Genomic DNA, 21,419 nt, shown 5'->3' with positions numbered 1-21,419 from the left:
TTACCATATCAAGGTCTCCTTTTCGGTAACCTTCAATATGGCGCAACGTTATTTCTCAGAATACCTTTCGGTTACATTTAATTCGGCGCAATTCGTAGGGCCACCTATTTCAGCCAACAGAGCGAACAGGCGGCGATTAGCATGAAATGGTTATGACCTGCTAGCTGGACTGTAACCTTCCTCGAAGCTGCGGTTCCGGATTTCACGCCGGTAGTAGAGAACGCAGCCCTGGTTGGCGCATTGCGTGCTTTGCCCTGGTTCAGCCCGGCGTGCACGCGGGCGCACTGCCCTGCTTTGCCAGCAGCATTTCAATCATCGGCCGGAACAACATGTTTGAATGCCTCACTTGAGAGTATTGCCCGGCGTTGCGCTTCCCAATACTCCATCGGATCTCGCTTGAAGTCGCTTTTAGCAAATTGATGCCAACGGCCCGTAATGTAGCACATCAGCATGTTTGCCTGGGCGGATATGTCCGAATCGGACGCGATTTCACGCTCACCGGCGGCGAAGCGCAGCGCCTGTTTCAGCGTCGCCTCCAACCGGTCGTGCAATTGATTGATGCGTGCTTGCAGGCGATCATTTTCATTTATCAGCGCATCGCCGATCAATACTCTTGTCATACCGGGGTTCTTCTTCGCAAAACCAAGCAGTAGCGCTAAAATCCCTTCTACTTGCTTAACGCCACTTGACTCTTCCGTTGTCAACTTATTGATAAGGCTGAATAACGTTTTCTCGATGAACTCGATCAAGCCGTCGTACATCTGGGCCTTACTGGCGAAATGACGATAAAGTGCGGCCTCGGAAACATGCAGGTTGGCAGCCAGCGCCGCTGTAGTGATTTTCCCGGCACGGGGCTCTTCCAGCATCCCCGCCAGAACCTGCAGGATTTGATCTTTTCTTTCGCCGGGCTTGGCTGCCATGTATTCCTCGATTCGATAACTCTGTAATTCAAATTTTTTAAGCCTGTGTCAAGCCAAAGGCGGCTCAGGCGTGAATATTCACGAGATAAGTCGGGAAATATCGTTAGCGGCGATAACGCCATCTGGGTCAATGGAGCTGGAACCGAATTCGTATCCTGCCGTGAATCTATGGTAAGGGCTCGCCTAATCCGCCTAGTTCGCCTTAATAAGCGTTCCCACGCCTTCATCCGTCATCACTTCAAGCAGCAATCCATGCTCGACGCGCCCATCAATAATATGACAGGATTTAACGCCGCTTTTTACTGCGTCCAGCGCAGAACCAATTTTTGGTATCATGCCTCCCGAGATAGTCCCGTCGGCAAATAATTCATCTACTCTCTGCGCCGTCAATCCGGTTAGCAGGTTACCATCCTTGTCCAGCACGCCGGGGGTATTAGTAAGCAGTATCAGTTTTTCTGCATTCAGAACTCTAGCCAGCTCTCCCGCAACCAGATCGGCATTGATATTGTAGGATTCGCCATTTTTACCCACGCCTACAGGCGCAATTACCGGAATAAAATCGCGTGTTTCCAGTAGCTCGATCAGAGCAGGATTTATGCTTTCGATCTCCCCTACCTGCCCGATATCGAGCCATGCGCCCGATTTCTCACTATCCTGCATAAGCATTTTATTTGCGCGAATAAAGCTGCCATCTTTACCGGTCAAGCCAACTGCAAGACCTCCATGCTGGTTTATAAGGTTGACGATTTCCTTATTGATCAGTCCTAGCACCATTTCCACCACATCCATCGTTTCGGCATCGGTCACGCGCATTCCCTGGATAAACGCGCCTTGCTTGCCCACCCGCTTCAGCATATCGTTGATCTGGGGCCCGCCCCCGTGAACGATTACAGGATTCATCCCTACTAGCTTCAGCAGCACAACATCGCGGGCGAAGCCTTGTTTAAGATGCTCCTCGATCATGGCATTACCGCCATATTTAACAACAATCGTTTTACCGTGAAAACGCCGAATATAAGGCAAGGCCTCGGCCAGAATTTTAACTTTATCTTTTGCAGTAGTTTGGGATGATGACATGGCTCTTCTCGGTGGCGTGGCTTCTCGATAACTTTACGAGTATTTTTCAGGTTAAGTATTTTAACCCGGATGTTTCATAAATTCGCGTGATGATTGCGCAGGATTTTGTTTTGTAGGGAGATTTTGTGAAAGAGTGGCGTAGTTATTCATACGCCCGACTGAACGAAATTTTCATACGAAACAAAAGACCAGCGAGGGCGCGTCAATTTATGAAACATCCGGGTTAGTATCAGCGCTTTGAGAAAAGAAGGAAATTCATCCTCGCTGTCCGATCACAGCCCAACCTTATGGAAGCGTTGGTTATAGCAGGCTGCCTCCCTGGATATGCCGAGCTGATCCATTAGGTGGTAACCAGACCGCCCCCTTCCTATATTGCCGGTCTCACTATCATGCACAACCGCGAGAACGATCAGATGAAGCAATTATCCTGAATCCGACAGTTGAGCGCTCGTTTTTCAGCTCATCTGTCAACGAAGCGCTATAGCCAAAAAAGATTTTTTGCATCCCTTGAGATTCACCTTTTTGGTGGGTTCACTCCACCCTGTCCAGCAACCGGACTCAGGATAATTCGTAACAACGGCACAAATTGTGATCTTCTCAGCGAAAGCAGTGCGCTCTTCCTTCGGTTTGGGTTATTAATGAGGAGTGGCGAGAGAACTGCCTCCAGCACAGCCATCTTCGGGGGGTCAGGAATTTGACGTTATGCCTCGCATAGTGTCTATAGGAATAGTACAGATATCGTTTTGATCTTCGCTATTGTCTCACTAAGGCATGTACCTGGCGTGTACGGGCTTCTCGTCGAACCAGCGGTACAACGTGGGCAATACAACGAGTGTCAGCAAAGTCGAGGTGATCAGTCCGCCGATCACCACGACGGCCAGCGGACGTTGCACTTCGGAACCGGGGCCGGTAGCAAAAAGAAACGGTACCAGACCCAACATGGCAACGGTGGCCGTCATCAGCACGGGACGAAAGCGCTGCTCGCAGCCCTTGATGACCGCGTCGGCCACGCTGGCCCCTTCATCACGCAACTTCCGTATATAGGAAATCAGCACTACCCCGTTCAGTACCGCAATGCCCCATAAGGCGATAAAACCCACTGAGGCCGGAACCGAAAGATATTCGCCGGTGACGAAAAGCCCGATAACGCCCCCGACCGAAGCAAACGGCAGTACCAGAATGATGAGTCCCGCAAGCTTGATCGAGTTGAACAATACGAAGAGCAGGAAGAAGATCGCTACAATAGTAAGCGGAACTATCAGCGAAAGTGTCGCCATGGCACGTTCCATATTCTCGAACTGGCCGCCCCAGACAAAATAATAGCCGGTTGGCAGTTTGATTTCCTTGGCGACACGCTCCTGTACTTCTGCAACGAAACCGCCGAGATCGCGTTCATGTACATTGGCGCCGATCACCACGCGGCGTTTCGCGTATTCGCGGGACACCAGTGCCGGTCCATCGACGACCTGGATGTCCGCCACCGCGCGCAGCGGTACTAAAACGCCGCCTTGCGCCGAGGCGCCGTCCGGCCCGGTTTTTCCAGGCACTCGCAACACGAGATCGCGGATCGCCTCGACATCGTTGCGAAACCGTTCGGGAAAGCGCAGAAGAAGGACAATGCGGCGCTCGCCCTCAAACACGGTAGTAACCGCTTTTCCGCCGACAGCGGTTTCGATAAGCTCGTTCACGTCGGCGACGTTGAGACCGTGACGCGCAATAGCGCGGCGATTGATGTCGATGGTCAGAGATTGCTGGCCGGACAAACGTTCGATACGAATATCTCTGGCGCCGCGCACGGACTTGAGGATGCGCGCCACCTGCTCCGACAGCTTGCGCAACTCTTCCAGATTGTCGCCAAAGATCTTGATCGCGACCTGCGAGCGCACGCCGGTGACCATCTCGTCCACCCGTTGTTCGATCGGTTGCGACAAGACGATGGATACGCCGGGTAGCACCGCCAATACCTTGCGGATATCCTCTTCCACTTCTTTCTGGGTGCGACCCGAATCCGGATCCAGCGCGGCAATGGGGTCCGATTCGTTCTGCGATGCCGGGTCCGCAGGGGAATCGCCACGACCGAGCTTGGATACTACGCTCTTGACCCCAGGCACTGCGGCAATCAGTCTCATTGCCTCTGATTCCATCTTGATGGCTTCATCTAGAGAAATTGAGGGTACACGGATGATAACCGGCGTTATCGAGCCCTCCTGCATTGTCGGGATGAAGGATTTACCCAGCAACGGGAACAGGGAAAAAGACAGCACGAGCAGGCCCAGGGATATGATGATAGTAACTTTCTCCCTGGCTAGCGCCGAATTGAGAAGGCGACGGTAGCCCGATTTGAGCAAAGCGATAATTCTGGTGTCATGGTCAGCGCCCCCCTTGAGCATGTACGCGCAGAGTACTGGCGAAAGTGTCAGGGAAACAATAAGCGATACCGCCAGTGCAATGGCGATAGTGAATGCAAGCGGACTGAACGTCTTGCCTTCCATGCCTTGCAGCGCCATCAGCGGCAGAAACACCAGAATAATGATCGAAATGCCAAAAATTACCGGCGTTCCCACCTCGACCACCGCTTCTACGATAATTTGCAGCCTGGATTCGCCGCTGGTAGCATGACCCAGGCGATGATAGACATTTTCCACCACAACCACCGTGGAATCGACCATCAGTCCGATTGCTATAGCCAATCCCCCCAGTGACATGAGGTTCGCGGAGATCTCCTGCTGGTTCATCACCATGAAGGTGATCAGCGGCGTAATAATGAGTGTCGCCACTACAATCAGGCTGGAGCGTACATCCCCGAGGAAGATGAACAATATCACTACCACGAGCAGTATGCCTTCGATCAGCACTTTGCTCACCGTCCACAGCGCGGAATCCACGAGATCGGTTCGGTCGTAAAAAGGTACGATCTGTAGTCCACCCGGCAGCAGCGCACGCTCATTGATTTCGGCCACCTTCTCCTTCACCCGCCCAACGATTTCCTTGGCGTTCCCGCCGCGCAACATCATTACTATGCCCGCGACAGACTCGGTGTAGCCGTTCTTGATGCTGGCGCCCTGGCGCACCTCGGTGCCAAACTCCACCCGCGCCACGTCACGAACAAATATTGGTATACCGTCCAGCTCTTTAAGAACGATATTTCGGATGTCATCCAGCGTCTGGATCAGGCCAACGCCACGGATCAGGTACTGTTCGGCATGCAGTGGAAGTATATTGCCGCTGGCGTTGGCATTATTACTGGCGATGGCCCTGTCAACCTGCGCCAATGTCAAGTCATAATGGCGTAACCGGTCGGGGTTGACCAACACATGATATTGCTTGACAAATCCTCCCATGGAATTTATCTCAGCCACGCCGGGAACGGAGCGCAGTAATGGACGCACCACCCAGTCCTGTATGGTGCGCCGTTCAGTCAATTCCTGCGTCGTGAGAGCACGTTCGCCATCGTCGGGGTGTTCGATGGTGTATTGATATACCTCGCCCAGACCCGTCGATACGGGGCCGAGTACCGGTGTGATACCCTTTGGCATCCTGTTGGATACTTCAATCAGCCTTTCCATTACCAGCTGACGCGCGAAGTAAACGTCGGTCTGGTCGGTAAATACAAGAGTGATAAGAGAAAGCCCGCTTTTGTTCAAGGAACGCATCTCTACCAAGCCTGGTAGACCGGTCATCGCGATTTCCACCGGTACCGTCACCAATCGTTCGATCTCCTCCGGGCTGCGACCAACTGCCTCAGTGGCGACCTGTACCTGTATGTTGGTTACGTCCGGAAACGCATCGACCGACAATTTCGTCGATGCGCGCAATCCGACGCCGACCAGGGCCAGCGCGATCACCACCACAATCAGGCGTTGCTTGAGCATGGCGCGCACAATGGAGGCAAGCATGGGTTTATTCCAATTCAGCGAGCTTGCGCTCGTTATCCAAATGAAAGGCGCCATCCACCACGATAGGCTGCTCGGCCGTGAGCCCCTTCAGCACGGGACGCATATCGGCCACTTCAGGGCCCAGCTCGACGGGAACACGCAAAAACCGATTATTGCCTTGAGACAGGAAAACATAGTCGCGATTGGCTTCACGCACCACTGCGGTTTCCGGCACCACCATGCTTTTATGCGGATTATCCGTGATATGCATGGTAGCAAGCATGTCGGGCTTGAGCTTGCGCTTGGGATTCTCTACCATCGTCCGCACCATGACGGTGCGGGTCAAAGGATTTACGGTATCGGCAACAAAGATGATGAGCCCGTCGAAGTTTACATCGCCAAGTGCTGGTACGTGGATCTCCACGTGCTGACCGACCCGCACATTACGCGCTATCTGCTCCGGCACATCGCCCACCACCCAGACAGCGGACAGGTCGGCTACCTGAAATAGCTGATCGGCTGGCTGCACCACTTGCCCAATGATGACATGCCGACCAATAACGATGCCGTTTTTCGACGCTTTGATGGCAACGGAAGGCAGGATATGGCCCTTATCTACCAAGTCTTTCAGCGCACCGTTGTCCACGCCCAGCAGCCTCAATTGATCCTTCGCCGCCTCCAGCTCGGCACGCGAAACCTCCAACTCCGACTCACGCCGCTCCACCTCCGCAATAGCGATCACGTCGGCGGAAAGTAAATGGTGAGCACGCTCGGCCGCTTTCTGAGCCAGTACAGTCCGCGAAGATGCCCGTAAATAGGCCAGTTGTGCCTGAGTCAGTTCGGGGCTGGAAATACGCGCCAGCGGCGCTCCGGCATCAACGCTTTCACCCAGCGTCACGTATAAATCGATGATGCGCCCTGTCACGTAGGACCCGATACTGACAAGCCTTTCCTCATCCACCTCGACCTGGCTTGGCACCTGCAACTTATCGGCAAGATCGACCATCATGGGATGGCCGATGGTGATGCGTTGCACCAATTCCGGTCGAATCGTGATGCTGTTCACATCCTCCGGCTCTTGCAGCACGGCTTCTTTGCTGGGAGTTGCAGCCTCCTCGCTGCCACCACAACCCGCAGCGAGCAGAACGGTAAATACAATGGCGCCCGTTATCGGCAAGGTAATTTTCATTCTTGGGCTTGCTCCCCTGGATAATAAGCCCGCAGCCGATCGATTTCGGCAGCAGCAGCCTGTAAATCAAAGCGCGCCTGCAATGACTCCGCTAATATCCCCCGAAGTACCCGCTGGGTGTCGAGCACTTCAATCAGCGGACGCTCGCCAAAGCGGTAAGCTGCCTGGGCAATCTGCAATGCATTCTCGGCCTCCTTGATAATTCCGCCCTCGAACATCTCCACCCTGCGCTGCGCAATCTGCAGGCCTTGCCATGCAGATTCGAGCAGCTGGCCGATCTCGAAGCGGCGGTAGTCCAACGTTTCCCGCACGCGTGCGGAATCGGCGACAGCGGCGTTGATTTCCCCACGCCGCTGGTACAACAGGGGAATAGTCACTTTTAGACCGCCCCTGTTGTCGGTGTACTGAGCATCCTGATAATTACTGTACACGACGTCCACCGAGGGCAGCACCGAAGCGCGCTCCTGATCGATTCGCAGACGTGCCTGTTCCGATTCGGCCTCCAGGCGCAACACGTCGGGGTTGACAGCGGGCACTTCCAGGCGCAGTTGCTCCAGTGGAGGCAAGTTGACCGGATCGAAGAGGGACGCGTTTATTGCGAAATCAGGTTTCAAGGCACCCGCTGTAAATTGCATCAGCGCGACCCGCGCCCGCTGCGCATTCAATAGCGCTGCTTCTTTGCGGCTCGCGGCGTTCAGCACCTCGGCGTCAGCTCTGATCAACTCGAAACGCGCTGTTTCGCCCACACCTACCCCCACTTGAATGCGCCGCCGCACCTCTTCCATGAGGTTGAAAACACCGGCCTCCATACGCGCTATTTCCTGACGCAACAGCAGTTCATATGCGCGTACCCGCAACTGCGCCGCCAGATCCGCGCGAACCTGATGGAAACTGGCGCGGCTAGCCTCTACGCCAGCCTCGGCTGAACCGATGCGGGCGCTCCGTACGAATGGATTCTCAATAGTTTGACTGACAGTTACCTGACGCGTGTTCGTTGCTGGATTTGCGGCCGGGATTCGGGGATGTTGAGGTCCGCCTATGACGCTCACTGTCGGATTAGGATAGGCTGTCGCTCGCACCACACCTGCTTGCGCCACCTCCACTTGCGATCCAGCCGCACGCACCAGTCCGTTGGCTTCCAGCCCCAGCCTTTGCAAGGCTTCGATGGAGAGTGCCCCGGCAGGCACGGGTGGAGATGCGGCAGCGGAAGGCAGGGTGACAGACGGTATGGCGGAAGGTGATCCCCCAGACGGCACGGTCGGCGGTACTGAAGTAGAAGGTATCGTAGAAGGCACTTTAACAGGCGGTACTGCGCCGGATATGGGGGGAGCAGTAGTAGGTGCAGTCGTAGGTGCAGGGGCAAAAGCAGGTGCAGTGAGCTCAGGCATGGTTGCCGACCCTTGCGCTGAGGCGGGCGTAAGCGGCGAAACTACAAGGATCAGGCTGGGCAAAATACGATAAAGGAGTGAGATATGCATGTACTACCTTGAGTTTTTCTAAAGCAATGCCCGGCTCCAACGAAAGTGGGTAAGCTGAATTCCAGGCATGATGGCCGGGGTCGGCCGGAAGTATTTTGGCATAACCATAAAATTCAATTGCTAAAAAAGAAACGTAATTCGTCCTCTGCTGGTAGAGAGATAAGAATGCTGGTGGAGAGATAGAAAATCAGTCTAATTGAGAATTTGCATCAAGAAAAGTAGTATCTTACTGATGATATAATCGGTTTTTACGAATTATCGTCTTCTCGGGCTACGGCAAGACGCATCTCGATGCTCAACTATAAGCAGTTACATCATTTTTGGGCAGTCGCAAAGGCCGGCAGCATTGTCCGGGCGAGCGAACGCCTGAATCTCACGCCACAAACCCTGAGCGGCCAGATCGGATTATTAGAGGAGTCGCTTGGCGTAGCGCTCTTTCTGCGCGTTGGACGACGCCTGGAATTGACGGAGACAGGCCGCCTCACGCTTTCCTATGCCGATGAAATCTTTCAGGTCGGGAACGAGCTGGAAGAGGCGCTGCGCAGCCACCCGGAAAGCCATTTCATTTCATTTCGAGTGGGCGTTGATGATGCTGTCCCGAAGTCCATCGCCTACAGATTGCTTACCCCGGCGATGGCGCTCGCCGAGCCGGTGCGCATCGTCTGCCGTGAAGACAAGCTTGTCCGCTTGCTGGTGGAGCTGGCGATCCAGCGCCTGGATCTGGTACTCGCGGACCGGCCCATGCCAGCCGAGACCAATGTAAAAGGCTATAGCCATAAACTCGGTGACTGCGGCATCACCTTCTTTGCCGAGCCACAGCTTGCCGCACAGTTCAAGCAAGCCTGGCCCCGTATTCTTGATTCGGCTCCCATGCTCATTCCGGGAAAGGAAGCCGCTGTGCGAATACCGTTAATGCGATGGTTCGATGCGCAACAGGTTCGCCCGCGTATTATGGGAGAATTTGACGACAGTGCGCTGATGCAGGCCTTCGGCCAGGCCGGCATCGGTATTTTCATCGCGCCGTCGGTGATAGCCGACGAAGTGCAGCGCGAGCACGGCGTTACAATTATAGGTCAGACCGACGACGTCACCGAGCAGTTTTACGCCATCTCCATGGAACGCCGCCTGACTCATCCCGCCGTCGTTGCTATCAATGATACTGCGCACCGGAAACTATTCGCAAATCTGTATCCCGGTAGCGCTCATAAAGCCGGCAGGCAAAATTGACTTCGTTGGAAAAATTGCTGCCTGTGCCTCGACTGCACTATTTCTCACTTTCGGTTGCCAAAAATAGCTCATTGATTCTTTTCACGAAGCTGGCAGGATCTTCAAGCTGACCGCCTTCAGCCAACAATGCCTGGTCGAACAGGATGTGGCTCCAGTCATCGAAATGAGCCTCGTCCGATTTCAGGCGTTGAATCATGGGATGGTGAGGATTGATCTCCAGGATGGGCTTGGCATGTTCCACTTTCTGCCCCGCTGACTTAAGCAGACGCTCCAGATTCCCGCTCATGTCGTGGCTATCGGCAACCAGGCAGGCGGGAGATGCCGTAAGGCGTAACGTCACGCGTACATCCTTCACCTGCTCGCCGAGAACGCTCTTTATTTTTTCGGTAAGCTCCTTGTATTCGTCTGCTTCTTTCTCTTGCTCCTTTTTCTCCGCCTCGTCCTCCAGTTTTCCCAGATCAAGGCTACCTTTAGCCACAGACTGCAGGTGTTTACCCTCAAACTCCGTCAGATTTGCAACCAGCCATTCATCCACGCGATCCGACAGTAATAATACTTCAATCCCTTTCTTGAGGAAGACCTCCAGGTGGGGACTGCTTCGGGCCGCCCTGAGGCTATCGGCGGTAACATAATAAATTTTTTCCTGGCCTTCCTTCATGCGCGCGATGTAATCGCTGAACGACACAGTTTGCTCGTCGGAATCGGCATGGGTTGAAACGAAACGTAATAGCTTGGCGATACGTTCACGATTAGTGAAATCTTCTGCCACTCCCTCTTTGATTACCTGCCCAAATTCCTTCCAGAAGGTTCTGAATTTGGCTTTGTCATTTTCCTGATCGCTTTGAGCCAGGTCTTCGAGCAGGCCCAACACTTTTTTTGCGGCGCCAGCACGTATGGCTTCTATATCTTTCGATTCCTGTAATATCTCGCGCGAAACGTTTAGGGGTAGGTCGTTCGAGTCGATTACACCACGCACAAAACGCAAATAGTTCGGTAGCAGCTGCTTGGCGTCATCCATGATAAAGACCCGCCGGACATAAAGCTTGATGCCGTGACGGGATTCACGATCGAACAGGTCGAAGGGCGCGCGCGATGGAATATAAAGCAGCTGCGTATATTCCTGCTTACCCTCTACCCTTGCGTGAAGATAGGCCAGCGGCGGCTCGAAATCATGCGCCACGTGCTTGTAGAATTCGTCATATTGCTCAGTTGTTATTTCGCTCTTGGCTCGCGCCCAAAGCGCACTTGCCTGGTTAACCGTCTCGTCTTCATCAGTAATCGCGTTTTCGTTTTTTTCCTGAGACCACTCCTCTTTTTTCATCACGATGGGGAGAGTAATATGGTCTGAATACTTTCGTATAATAGAGCGGAGCCGCCAGCCATTGAGCAAGTCATCCTCGCCTTCGCGCAAATGCAGCGTGATCTCGGTGCCGCGATCTGTCTTCTCCACTGTCTCCAGCGTATAATCTCCTTCACCACCGGATTCCCAGCGGATCCCATGCTCAGGCGTCATGCCGGCACGACGCGTAACGAGCGTCACCTTGTCCGCAACAATGAAGGCCGAATAAAAACCGACGCCAAACTGGCCAATCAAGTGCGCATCCTTGGCCTGATCGCCAGTTAGCGAACTGAAGAATTCACGAGTACCGGACTTGGCGATTGTGCCTATATGGTCAATGACCTCCTGCCGCGACATGCCGATACCGTTATCGGAAATCGTAAGAGTGCGAGCCGCGGCATCATAGCCGACGCGGATCTTCAGGTCTGAGTCGGACTCATACAGCGCTCCATCGGAGAGGCCCTCGAAGCGTAGCTTATCGGCGGCATCCGATGCGTTGGAAATCAGTTCGCGCAAAAAAATTTCCTTGTTACTATATAAGGAATGAATCATCAGCTTGAGTAACTGTTTGACTTCAGTCTGGAAACTTAGATGTTCTTTTGTAGCTGTGTCTTGCATGGTTTTATCTCCTGAAATAACGCAATAGGATAATTAGGGCGCATTGGAAGTTTTCAAGCCGCCCAGCGCTAATAAACCGCCAAATCTTACTTCAATGCATGATTTGCTTCCTGTTAATCCATTAATCAATTTTGATTTACCGACATTCCATATAGTCCGGGGTCCAGCCATGTGCATCATAAAAGCTTTCGTTCGTCGTATTGTCCTTTGCCTGTTCTGTTGCAGTTTACCTGCCGCCGCGCAAGATCAGGCTCGCCCGCTTCCGCTGGATAAAGTTAAACTACCGGCCGGCTTTTCAATCGAGCTATGGGCAGAGGTACCCAATGCGCGAGGGTTGACACTGGGGAAAAAGGGCACCGTATTCGCCGGCTCCACATCGGAGGGCAAGGTCTATGCCATCAGGGAAGCAGACGGTAAACGCAAGGTGACAACCCTCGCCAGCGGGCTTGACCTTCCCTTAGGGGTTGCGTTTCGGGATGGCGCCCTATATGCCTCCGCCATCGACCGGATTTTACGGTTCGATGACATCGAGGAAAACCTGGATAAACCGGCGAAGCCGACGGTGATAACAGACAGCTTTCCGAATGAGAAGCACCATGGAGGCAAATTCATCGCTTTCGGTCCCGATAACCTGCTTTATGTCGCAGTCGGCGCACCGTGCAATGCGTGCGAACCCGATCCGGAACGCTTCGCGTTGATCTCGCGCATCAGGCCCGACGGCTCAGGCTATGAGGTTTTCGCCAGCGGCGTGAGGAATACAGTGGGTTTCGACTGGCATCCCGAAACAAAGGACTTATGGTTCACGGATAACGGTCGCGACTGGTTGGGCGACAATCTGCCGCCCGACGAACTCAACCGCGCGCCCGCGAAAGGCATGCATTTTGGTTACCCATACTGTTATGGAAGCGATATTCCAGATCCCAAATACGGTGCAAAGCGCGATTGTAGCAAGGTTACTCCGCCTGCAGCCAACTTCGAACCGCATGTCGCGGCGCTAGGCATGCGTTTTTATACCGGCAAAATGTTTCCGTCGGAATACAGGAATAATATTTTTGTTGCGGAACACGGCTCCTGGAACCGCCGCAACAAAATTGGCTACCGCCTCAGATTAGTGAAACTGAAGAACAATAAGGTAGTGAAACAGGAAGTGTTTGCCGAGGGTTGGCTGGAAAAGGAAAATGCCTGGGGAAGACCGGTGGATGTACTGGTTATGCCAGACGGAGCACTACTGGTTTCAGATGATTTTGCCGGCGTAATTTATCGCATCAGTTACAAGAAACCGTAGGGGCAAAGAGCAAATTGCGCCAAGCGATTTGCCGTACATTGGAGGCGCTCCGAGATGAGTAGCCGCGGCTTGTTTACCGGAAAGTGCCAGAACGCAGATTGACCGCTACGGTGGCTTTGCAGGCGTGCGCGAACGCGGCCTGCTCGAAGCGGCTCTGTATCGTCCCCAGACCGGATATCGCGACCTGATCGAGGAGGCTGCCGCGTTGTGGGAAAGCCTCGCGCAGAACCATCCTTTCATCGACGGAATAAGCGCACAGCTTTTGCCGTCACTTATACCTTTCTCGCCATCGGCGGTACGCGCATCACGGCGAAAGCCGACGCGACCTATGCTTTTATCATCGGACTTCATGAGACCGGTACATTTGAGTTTGGACGATTGACTGATTGGCTCCGCGCCCGACGTAACACTCGCGCCGACGGACTAAGGGTGGAACGCAAGAAGTCGACTGCAAGCAGCGGAGCGCTTCATTCTGCCCAGCTCGGATCTATTTGACTTGCCGTATGCCGCTCACCTGGACTTCGACGCGGCGATCGGGCTGCAGGCATTCGATCAACGCCGGGGTTCTCTCGCTGCCCTTACACTTGTTGCCGGTTATTGGATCGGCTTCGCCCCTGCCTTCAGCCCGGATTTTTTCAGAAACCACTCCTTTCGTTACCAGATAGTTCTTGACCACTTCGGCGCGAATCCGGGAAAGGTGATTGTTATATACTTCAGAACCAATGCGGTCGGTATAACCGACAATTTTGATCGAATCATAATGAAGCGTTCTTAGCTTGGCCGCAAATTCATCCAGTTGGTAGCGCGATGAGCCAGGTTTCAGGACGGCTTTATCGAAATCGAACAACTCATCCGTGGCAAAGCGCACCTTGGCTGGCATTTCTGCTGGAGCGGGGACTGGGGCGGAGGCAGGAGCAGGTGGTGGGGCCGCTGCGACTATTTCAGGCGCGTTCACCTTCATGATCACGCTGCTGAAACCAAAGGCGAACTCCAAGCCCCTTGATGTAGAAACAAACACAACATTTACACCGTTCTGATTTCTCAATGCGGCGGCGTTCGCGCCGCCCGCTATCGTCAATCCGCCGTCAACACCTGCATAATTACCGTTAAAGTCGTCAAGGTTGTTCAGGTTATATACCCTGCCTACCGCGTCGATCCTGGAAGCGCCAATGTCAATAAGCGAAAACCCCTGTATTTCGACCGGGTAGTCCTTCCCCTTATAGGTTAGCGTACCGTTGCCCCAACTGAAACCAAAACCGAGTGCGAATGAATTTGCACGTAGTTTTATGGTTGCGTCAGGGTATCCCTCCTCGGCCTGGGCCCCGGTCAGCCCCAAACTAAAAATAGCTGCTGTTACGAATCCCAAGATCCACTTCATTTTCATTTGAAAGCTCCTCTGTACCAGGGTTTTGCCAATATGGGCATTCTGGATGAGTCTCACCATTCTGGAAGAATCAAACTTTCGCAGTACAATCCATATATGTCTGCTGCCGAGATATTGTCAAGTCGAATCTGGGGATCTGGTAGAGGGAAAGCGAGCTGGGTTGCCCCGGCCCGGATGCTCTTGCGACTTTGCCTTCAGCTGATAGGGCCTCTTCCTGACACACATGCCGATTCTTTCAGGTACGCGTCAGCTCAGCCTGGGAGATCCAACATTTCAGGTAATGGCGCCCGGCTGGCCCCCCGTGCCATTACCTGACACATCGAAAAACGAACTGCTTGGACCCAACCTTTGGCGCACTACATTGATTGTTGAATGGCGTAAGCACACAATGCGATCAGCACTTGGGGGAAGAGTCCAAACCCGAGCATTGCCAGTCCATTCGCGCTTATCAGCACCTTGACATCGTTTTGCGACACGATGAGGGCATCGGTTTCTGGTTCATCAAAGTACATCAGTTTGACGATGCGCAAGTAATAAAATACTCCGACTAGCGAAAGAAGTACCGCCACTACCGCCAGCCAAATGTAACCGGCGCTCAATACCGCCTGCAAAACCGACAGCTTGGCATAAATGCCCACAGTTGGGGGAATGCCGGCCATCGAGAACATCAACAGCAGCATCATAAACGCATACCATGGATTGCGCCGGTTGAGTCCCTTGAAATCATCGAGCTTTTCAGCTTCGAATCCTTCGCGTGACAGAAGCATGATGATACCAAACGTACCCAACGTCATCAGCACATACACCACGACATAGAACATCGCCGCACTGTAACCGTTCTCGTCTGCAGAGAGGATGCCAAGCAGCACGAACCCCATATGCGAAATGGTTGAATATGCCAGCATACGTTTGATATTGGTCTGGGCAATGGCGGCAAAATTTCCGACAACCATGGACATAACGGCGAGAATAATGAGCATTCCCTGCCAATCCGCTGACATTCCCCCCATTCCCTCCGCCAGCAGACGCATGACGAAGCCAAACCCGGCCAATTTGGGCGCCGAACCGATAAACAGCACTACGGCCGTCGGTGCACCCTCGTAGACGTCCGGAACCCACATATGAAACGGCACCGCGCTCAGCTTGAAACTGATGCCGGCAACGATGAATACAAGCCCCACCACCAGGACCGCATGATTGGTTACGCCTGACTGTATTACTTCAGTTACGCGGATAATATCCAGGGAGCCGGTCGAGCCATATATCATGGACATGCCATACAGCAGAAAACCCGAAGCCAGCGCTCCCAGGACGAAAAATTTGATTGCCGCCTCGGTAGATCCTGGCGAATTACGTCTCAACGCCACCATGGCATAAAGCGATAATGACTGGAGCTCCAACCCCAGATAAAGGGTCAGGAAATGACTGGCGGAAATCATGACCATCATGCCCAGCGTTGCAAATAGCGCCAGACTGAAAAATTCCCCGCTGAGCATGCCGCGTACGAAAATATAACTTCGCGAATATACCAGCACAGCGGATACGGTGATATACACAAGTATCTTCAGAATATCCGCCATCGGGTCGTCGACAAACATACCGGAGAAGGTATAAACGACGCCCGGAGCGGAAGTGACAAACGAGATAAGCACGCAACCAAGCAACGCAACCTGCGCGAGCAAGTATGCGATATAGGGTTTTTTTTCTCCCCACGCAAGATCGGCCAGTAGCACCACGCATACCATACCCAACAGAAAAATCTCTGGATAGGCGGGCGCGAAATCAGGCTGCGTAAAATTCATTATCATCCTCAAACAAGCAGGCCACTTTATTTACACTACAATTTGCTGCGTCCGACATGCACAAGCAAATCATCGACCGTGGTATGCATCACTTCCATCAATGGCAATGGATAGAGACCCATTCCCAGTACCGCAACAGCTAGAATTGCCAGTATCAGAATCTCCCGGCCACCAATATCCTTCATCTCTTCAACGGCGGGATGTATGACTGCGCCGAATATGACGCGCTTGTACATCCAGAGCGTATAAGCCGCACCGGTGATCAGTGTGGTGGCCGCGAAAAATGCATACCAGAAGTTCACCTTCATGGCGGCCATGATGACTATAAATTCCCCTACGAAACCGCTGGTGCCGGGCAATCCCGTATTAGCCATCGCAAAGAGCATGAAAAATGCAGCGAATACCGGCATCCTCTTGGCCAACCCGCCGTAGTCGGCTATCTGGCGCGAATGCAGCCGATCGTACATAACCCCTATGCATAGAAACATCGCGGCGGAAATAAAGCCGTGCGAAATCATCTGCACCATCGCGCCTTCCAATCCATAGGCGTTGAACAGGAAAAAGCCAAGCGTGACAAATCCCATATGCGCGACAGATGAATAAGCGATGAGCTTTTTCATGTCCGCCTGTATCAGTGCGACGAGGCCGATATAGACGATTGCAATCAGCGATAATGTGATCATCATGCCGGCGAGATATTGGCTTGCGTCCGGCACGATCGGCAGCGAAAAACGCAGGAAACCATAGCCGCCCATTTTCAGCAGTATTGCCGCCAGTACAACCGACCCCCCTGTGGGCGCCTCCACGTGGGCATCTGGTAGCCAAGTGTGAACCGGCCACATCGGCACCTTTACCGCAAACGCCAGCGTGAAAGCGATAAATATCAGGATTTGCGGCATAAGCGACAATGGCAGCCTGTGATAATCAAGTATTGAAAAGCTGCCTCCAGAAATCTGATAGAGGTAAATGAATGCCACCAGCATCAACAGCGAACCCAGAAGCGTATAAAGAAAAAACTTGATGGATGCATAGACGCGGTTGGGTCCGCCCCAGACGCCGATGATCAGAAACATGGGGATCAGCGACGCTTCCCAGAAGACATAGAACAGGATCGCATCAAGCGATGAGAACACGCCGTTGACGATGCCTGACATGATAAGAAACGCGGCCATATATTGAGACACGCGTTTACTTATCACTTGCCACCCAGCCATTATTACCAGCGGAGTCGTAAAGCAGTTAAGCAAAATCAACGGCATGGCGATGCCATCTACACCGAGATGATAATGAATATTGAAGCGCTCGATCCAGAGGCTATATTCGACGAACTGCATGCCGTTCGACAGCGAATCAAACTGTGTATAAAGCGGTATCGCAACCAGCAGGCCCGCGATTGATCCGATGAGAGCAATCCATCTTGCCAGTTGGGCATTACGGTCGCCGCCGGTGGCGAGCACACCAACGCCGGCAAAAATAGGCAGCCAAATGATCAAGCTTAACAGGGGAAGACCGAACAGCATGTTTATTCCATTTTATCCATTAGCGCGCAGCGGATGAAGGGGCCGAATACCCGTAATAATATTTTGTTATTTTATGACCCGGACAACCACAAACTCATCAATACAAATACGCCAACGATCATGGTGAATGCGTAATGGTAGATATAGCCGGACTGGAAGCGACGCATCAGCACGGCGGTTCCGGCCACCACCCGTGCCGTGCCATTGATGAAAAATCCGTCAATGACTTTAACATCGCCGAATTTCCATAATCCCTTGCCGAGCCCGCGTGCGCCGCCCGCAAAGAACCAGGAATAGAATTCGTCAATGAAATATTTTCGCTCAAGGAGTATGGAAAATGGCCCCGCAGCTCTTTTTATTTTCCCTGGCAAATCGGTTCTCACCAGGTAAAAATACCATGCCGTCACAATTCCGCCGACTGAAAACCAGAATGGTATGGTCGTTAAGGCATGGGTCATCATTGCCAATATGCCATGATATTCCAAAGACATCCTGGCCATTGCCTCGTGCTGCGGCATGATTTGTATGGTACTGCCAAAATAATTCCCAAACAGGATGGGACCGATAAGCCAGCCGGCTCCAATGGAAGGTATGGCAAGGACGATGAGTGGCAGCGTCACGACCCAGGGCGATTCATGTAGATGCTCTTCGGTGTGATGATCCATCCGCGGCTTTCCATGGAACGTCATGAAAAGCAAACGGAAGGTGTAAAACGCGGTAACGAATACCGTTGTTACCCCACAGAAATAAGCGAAGCCGGCACCGGGGATTGTGGCGAAGTGTAATGCTTCAATGATGGCATCCTTGGAGAAAAAGCCGGATAAACCAGGTACGCCTGCGCTTGCCAGCGCAGCGATGAACATGGTCCAGTACGTAATGGGCATATAATTCTTCAGGCCGCCCATTTTCCGCATGTCCTGCTCGTGATGCATGGCAATAATTACGGAGCCCGCACCCAAAAATAATACGGCCTTGAAAAAAGCATGGGTCATCAGGTGAAAAATTCCTGCCGAGTAAGCCGATGCGCCGAGCGCCATGGTCATGTAACCCAGTTGTGAAAGGGTCGAATACGCCACCACACGCTTGATGTCGGTCTGTACGATTGCCACCAACGCCATGAATAGCGTCGTGATGCCGCCAATCACCAACATCACTGACAATGCCGTTTCAGTTAACTCAAAGAGCGGCGACATGCGCGCCACCATGAAAATTCCTGCTGTCACCATGGTCGCGGCATGGATCAATGCGGAAATAGGTGTTGGGCCTTCCATCGAATCCGGCAGCCACACATGTAACGGAAACTGTGCGGATTTACCCATTGCGCCGACAAAGAGCAAAATACAGATGGCGGATAATAGCTCCCATGATGTGCCGGGAATGATCTCTATTGTCTGCGTCGCGGCTTGCGGCGCCTGGGCGAATACAGCCGCATAGTCCAGGGTGCCGAAATACATCAGTACCAGAGCAATGCCGAGAAGAAAGCCAAAATCCCCAACGCGATTAACCATGAAAGCTTTCAGATTGGCATAAATTGCCGTTGGACGTGTATACCAGAACCCGATAAGCAGATAAGAAACGAGCCCCACCGCTTCCCAGCCAAAGAAAAGCTGGAGAAAGTTATTGGACATCACCAGCATCAGCATGGAGAACGTGAAGAGCGAGATATAGCTGAAAAAACGCTGATAACCGGGATCCTCGTGCATATAGCCAATGGTATAAATATGCACCATTAAAGAAACAAAACTCACCACAATCATCATCGTGGCGGAGAGTTGATCGATCAGGAACCCGATTTCAAAGCGCGTATCGCCGGCTGTCGCCCAGGTATAAACGGCTCCGTCATAGATATTTCCTTTCAATACATCCAGGAAGATGGTGACGGATGCAGCCACGCAGACGAGCATCAGGGCAATGGTAATACGATGACTCCAGGTTGGCCCAATCAGACGACCGAACAACCCGGCGATAAGAGCCCCTGCCAGAGGCGCTAAAGGCGCCAATAGATATAGTTTTTGCATCTCAGTCATGAAATTCAGTTTTTATTTTTTGAACCACTAAATACCTGAACCAGTTTCCCACTCTCAAAATTACCCTTTAAGTTTGTCCAGGTCGTCCACATTGATGGTGTGTAGACTACGAAACAGCACCACCAGAATCGCCAGGCCAATGGCGGATTCTGCCGCGGCCACTGTAAGTATGAAAAACACGAAAATCTGCCCTGCTGTGTCCTGGAGATAATACGAGAACGCGACAAAATTCATGTTTACGGCCAGCAGCATCAGTTCAATCGCCATCAACAGGATAATTACATTTTTCCTGTTGAGGAAAATACCGACAATGCTGATTGCAAACAGAATCGCACCGAGAACCAGGTAATGTGATAACGAAACCAAACTGCGCCCCCTTTCAGGACAACATCAGAACACAACCATGTAAATTAATTTTATTCTTTCTTTTCGGATGGCATCGATACCATACGGATCCGGTCTTCACGCTTCACGGCTACCTGCTTTGCCACGTCCATCGATTTAGTGCCGGTACGCTGCCTCAGCGTCAGAGCGATAGCGGCCACTATCGCCACCAGCAGAATGACAGCCGCCAGTTCGAACGCATAAACATATTCCGTATAAATCAAGCGTCCCAGCTCTTTGGTATTACTATAATCCGCCGCGCGCGCTGAGGGAGCCGGCATTTGATCGGCGCCGAACTGCTTGCCCATCAATACTGCGGCCATCTCGGTCGCCATCACCAATGCGAGGAACGCGCCAAACGGAAACCATTTCCAGAATCCTTCCCGCAGGTAATCAAGGTTGATATCCAGCATCATCACTACAAACAGGAACAGCACCATTACAGCCCCGACATAGACCAACACGAGTGTAATGGCGAGAAATTCCGCCTCCAGCAACAACCATAACCCCGCGGAAGTAAAAAAAGCCAGCACCAATAATAATGCGGAATGTACGGGGTTGCGGGCGGTGATAACGCCAAGGGCGGATGCCACCAGTACCGTCGAAAAAAAATAAAAAATTATATCCGGAAAACTCATATGGGCATTTCTGTCAATTCGAAGCTATGGAGCGAGCTCACGCAGGTTAACTGGACGAAGCCCCTCATTTTCATTGAGGGGTGTGAAATGAAGCGGGTAATTCCCATCTTCAAAACACGGTTTATAAAAGTGTCCCGGTGCATGTAACGATGAGATTTACCGGTATCCCGCATCCGCCGCCCTATCCTTCGCTATCTGTTCCTCATACCGGTCCCCAACCGCCAGGAGCATCTGCTTGGTGTAAATCAAATCTCCGCGTTTCTCTCCGTGATACTCCAGAATACGAGTCTCGACAATGGAATCCACCGGGCAGGATTCCTCGCAGAAACCGCAAAATATGCATTTTGTCAGGTCGATGTCGTATCGCGTGGTTCGCCGCGTGCCGTCATCGCGCTGCTCGGATTCTATCGTAATCGCGAGCGCTGGACACACCGCCTCACACAGTTTGCACGCGATACAACGCTCTTCTCCATTTGGATATCGCCTGAGCGCATGCAAACCCCTGAACCTGGGAGACTGGGGTGTTTTCTCTTCAGGGAAGTGCACGGTGATTTTACGCGCAAACATATATCTCCCTGTTAGCATCATCCCCTTCAGCAGTTCGAACAACAGGAAGGTACGGAAAAAATCCTTGATACGATTCATGACTTTTTCCT

General features: G+C 52.6%; 17 protein-coding genes. 4 read left to right on the top strand and 13 right to left on the bottom strand.

Features of this window, described 5'->3' with window-relative positions; genetic code table 11:
* Window positions 1-308 precede the first annotated feature (308 nt).
* The 5 genes from slmA to BLS94_RS13375 form a co-directional block, all read right to left on the bottom strand.
* Complete coding sequence (gene slmA, locus BLS94_RS13395; protein WP_090961920.1) at window positions 309-920, bottom strand: nucleoid occlusion factor SlmA; 612 nt, start codon at window positions 918-920, stop codon at window positions 309-311.
* A gap of 192 nt (window positions 921-1,112) precedes the next feature.
* Complete coding sequence (gene argB, locus BLS94_RS13390; protein ID WP_090961918.1) at window positions 1,113-1,997, bottom strand: acetylglutamate kinase; 885 nt, start codon at window positions 1,995-1,997, stop codon at window positions 1,113-1,115.
* Window positions 1,998-2,761: 764 nt separating this feature from the next.
* Window positions 2,762-5,893, bottom strand: a complete 3,132-nt coding sequence (locus BLS94_RS13385) for an efflux RND transporter permease subunit (RefSeq protein ID WP_090961915.1) — start codon at window positions 5,891-5,893, stop codon at window positions 2,762-2,764.
* Between the two features lie 4 nt (window positions 5,894-5,897).
* Window positions 5,898-7,061 (bottom strand): efflux RND transporter periplasmic adaptor subunit, encoded by a 1,164-nt coding sequence (locus BLS94_RS13380; RefSeq protein WP_090961912.1) that lies wholly within the window; start codon window positions 7,059-7,061, stop codon window positions 5,898-5,900.
* Window positions 7,058-8,248, bottom strand: a complete 1,191-nt coding sequence (locus tag BLS94_RS13375) for a TolC family protein (RefSeq protein WP_256325436.1) — start codon at window positions 8,246-8,248, stop codon at window positions 7,058-7,060. The genes BLS94_RS13380 and BLS94_RS13375 overlap by 4 nt, the downstream gene beginning before the upstream one ends.
* On the opposite strand from BLS94_RS13375, the gene BLS94_RS15355 reads away from it, so the two are divergent.
* Window positions 8,226-8,522, top strand: coding sequence for a hypothetical protein (locus BLS94_RS15355; protein WP_256325435.1), 297 nt, complete (start codon window positions 8,226-8,228; stop codon window positions 8,520-8,522). The genes BLS94_RS13375 and BLS94_RS15355 overlap by 23 nt on opposite strands.
* 308 nt (window positions 8,523-8,830) lie before the next feature.
* On the top strand, window positions 8,831-9,766 hold the full coding sequence (nhaR, locus tag BLS94_RS13370; RefSeq protein WP_072766707.1) for a transcriptional activator NhaR: 936 nt from the start codon (window positions 8,831-8,833) through the stop codon (window positions 9,764-9,766).
* Window positions 9,767-9,803: 37 nt separating this feature from the next.
* On the opposite strand, the gene htpG is transcribed toward nhaR, so the two are convergent.
* On the bottom strand, window positions 9,804-11,723 hold the full coding sequence (gene htpG, locus BLS94_RS13365; RefSeq protein WP_090961906.1) for a molecular chaperone HtpG: 1,920 nt from the start codon (window positions 11,721-11,723) through the stop codon (window positions 9,804-9,806).
* A 169-nt stretch (window positions 11,724-11,892) separates the two neighbouring features.
* Between htpG and BLS94_RS13360 the strand changes: the two genes are divergently transcribed.
* Both BLS94_RS13360 and BLS94_RS15080 read left to right on the top strand, forming a co-directional pair.
* Complete coding sequence (locus BLS94_RS13360; RefSeq protein WP_090961922.1) at window positions 11,893-13,008, top strand: PQQ-dependent sugar dehydrogenase; 1,116 nt, start codon at window positions 11,893-11,895, stop codon at window positions 13,006-13,008.
* 207 nt (window positions 13,009-13,215) lie between these two features.
* Entirely contained in the window at window positions 13,216-13,503 is a 288-nt protein-coding gene (locus tag BLS94_RS15080; protein WP_218124817.1) for a hypothetical protein, read from the top strand.
* Here BLS94_RS15080 and BLS94_RS13350 read toward each other — a convergent pair.
* The 7 genes from BLS94_RS13350 to nuoI all read right to left on the bottom strand — a co-directional run bounded on the left by BLS94_RS13350 (window position 13,496) and on the right by nuoI (window position 21,408).
* The gene (locus BLS94_RS13350; RefSeq protein ID WP_176767887.1) at window positions 13,496-14,392 is read right to left on the bottom strand and encodes an EipA family protein; all 897 of its coding nucleotides are present in this window, start codon (window positions 14,390-14,392) and stop codon (window positions 13,496-13,498) included. The genes BLS94_RS15080 and BLS94_RS13350 overlap by 8 nt on opposite strands.
* Before the next feature lie 356 nt (window positions 14,393-14,748).
* The gene (gene nuoN / locus BLS94_RS13345; RefSeq protein ID WP_090961900.1) at window positions 14,749-16,194 is read right to left on the bottom strand and encodes an NADH-quinone oxidoreductase subunit NuoN; all 1,446 of its coding nucleotides are present in this window, start codon (window positions 16,192-16,194) and stop codon (window positions 14,749-14,751) included.
* Between the two features lie 35 nt (window positions 16,195-16,229).
* On the bottom strand, window positions 16,230-17,714 hold the full coding sequence (locus BLS94_RS13340) for an NADH-quinone oxidoreductase subunit M (protein ID WP_090961897.1): 1,485 nt from the start codon (window positions 17,712-17,714) through the stop codon (window positions 16,230-16,232).
* A gap of 71 nt (window positions 17,715-17,785) precedes the next feature.
* Complete coding sequence (nuoL, locus tag BLS94_RS13335; protein ID WP_090961894.1) at window positions 17,786-19,741, bottom strand: NADH-quinone oxidoreductase subunit L; 1,956 nt, start codon at window positions 19,739-19,741, stop codon at window positions 17,786-17,788.
* Between the two features lie 60 nt (window positions 19,742-19,801).
* Window positions 19,802-20,107, bottom strand: coding sequence for an NADH-quinone oxidoreductase subunit NuoK (gene nuoK, locus BLS94_RS13330; RefSeq protein ID WP_025042016.1), 306 nt, complete (start codon window positions 20,105-20,107; stop codon window positions 19,802-19,804).
* 50 nt (window positions 20,108-20,157) lie between these two features.
* A complete protein-coding gene (locus BLS94_RS13325) occupies window positions 20,158-20,763 on the bottom strand; it encodes an NADH-quinone oxidoreductase subunit J (RefSeq protein WP_090961892.1) in 606 nt (201 codons plus the stop codon).
* A gap of 156 nt (window positions 20,764-20,919) precedes the next feature.
* The gene (gene nuoI / locus BLS94_RS13320; protein WP_025042019.1) at window positions 20,920-21,408 is read right to left on the bottom strand and encodes an NADH-quinone oxidoreductase subunit NuoI; all 489 of its coding nucleotides are present in this window, start codon (window positions 21,406-21,408) and stop codon (window positions 20,920-20,922) included.
* Window positions 21,409-21,419: the final 11 nt, after the last annotated feature.

The sequence above is a fragment of the Nitrosospira sp. Nsp18 genome (assembly GCF_900103145.1).
Lineage (GTDB): Bacteria > Pseudomonadota > Gammaproteobacteria > Burkholderiales > Nitrosomonadaceae > Nitrosospira.
Note: the sequence above shows the minus strand (reverse complement) of the source record. Positions and strands in the feature narration are given on the sequence as shown.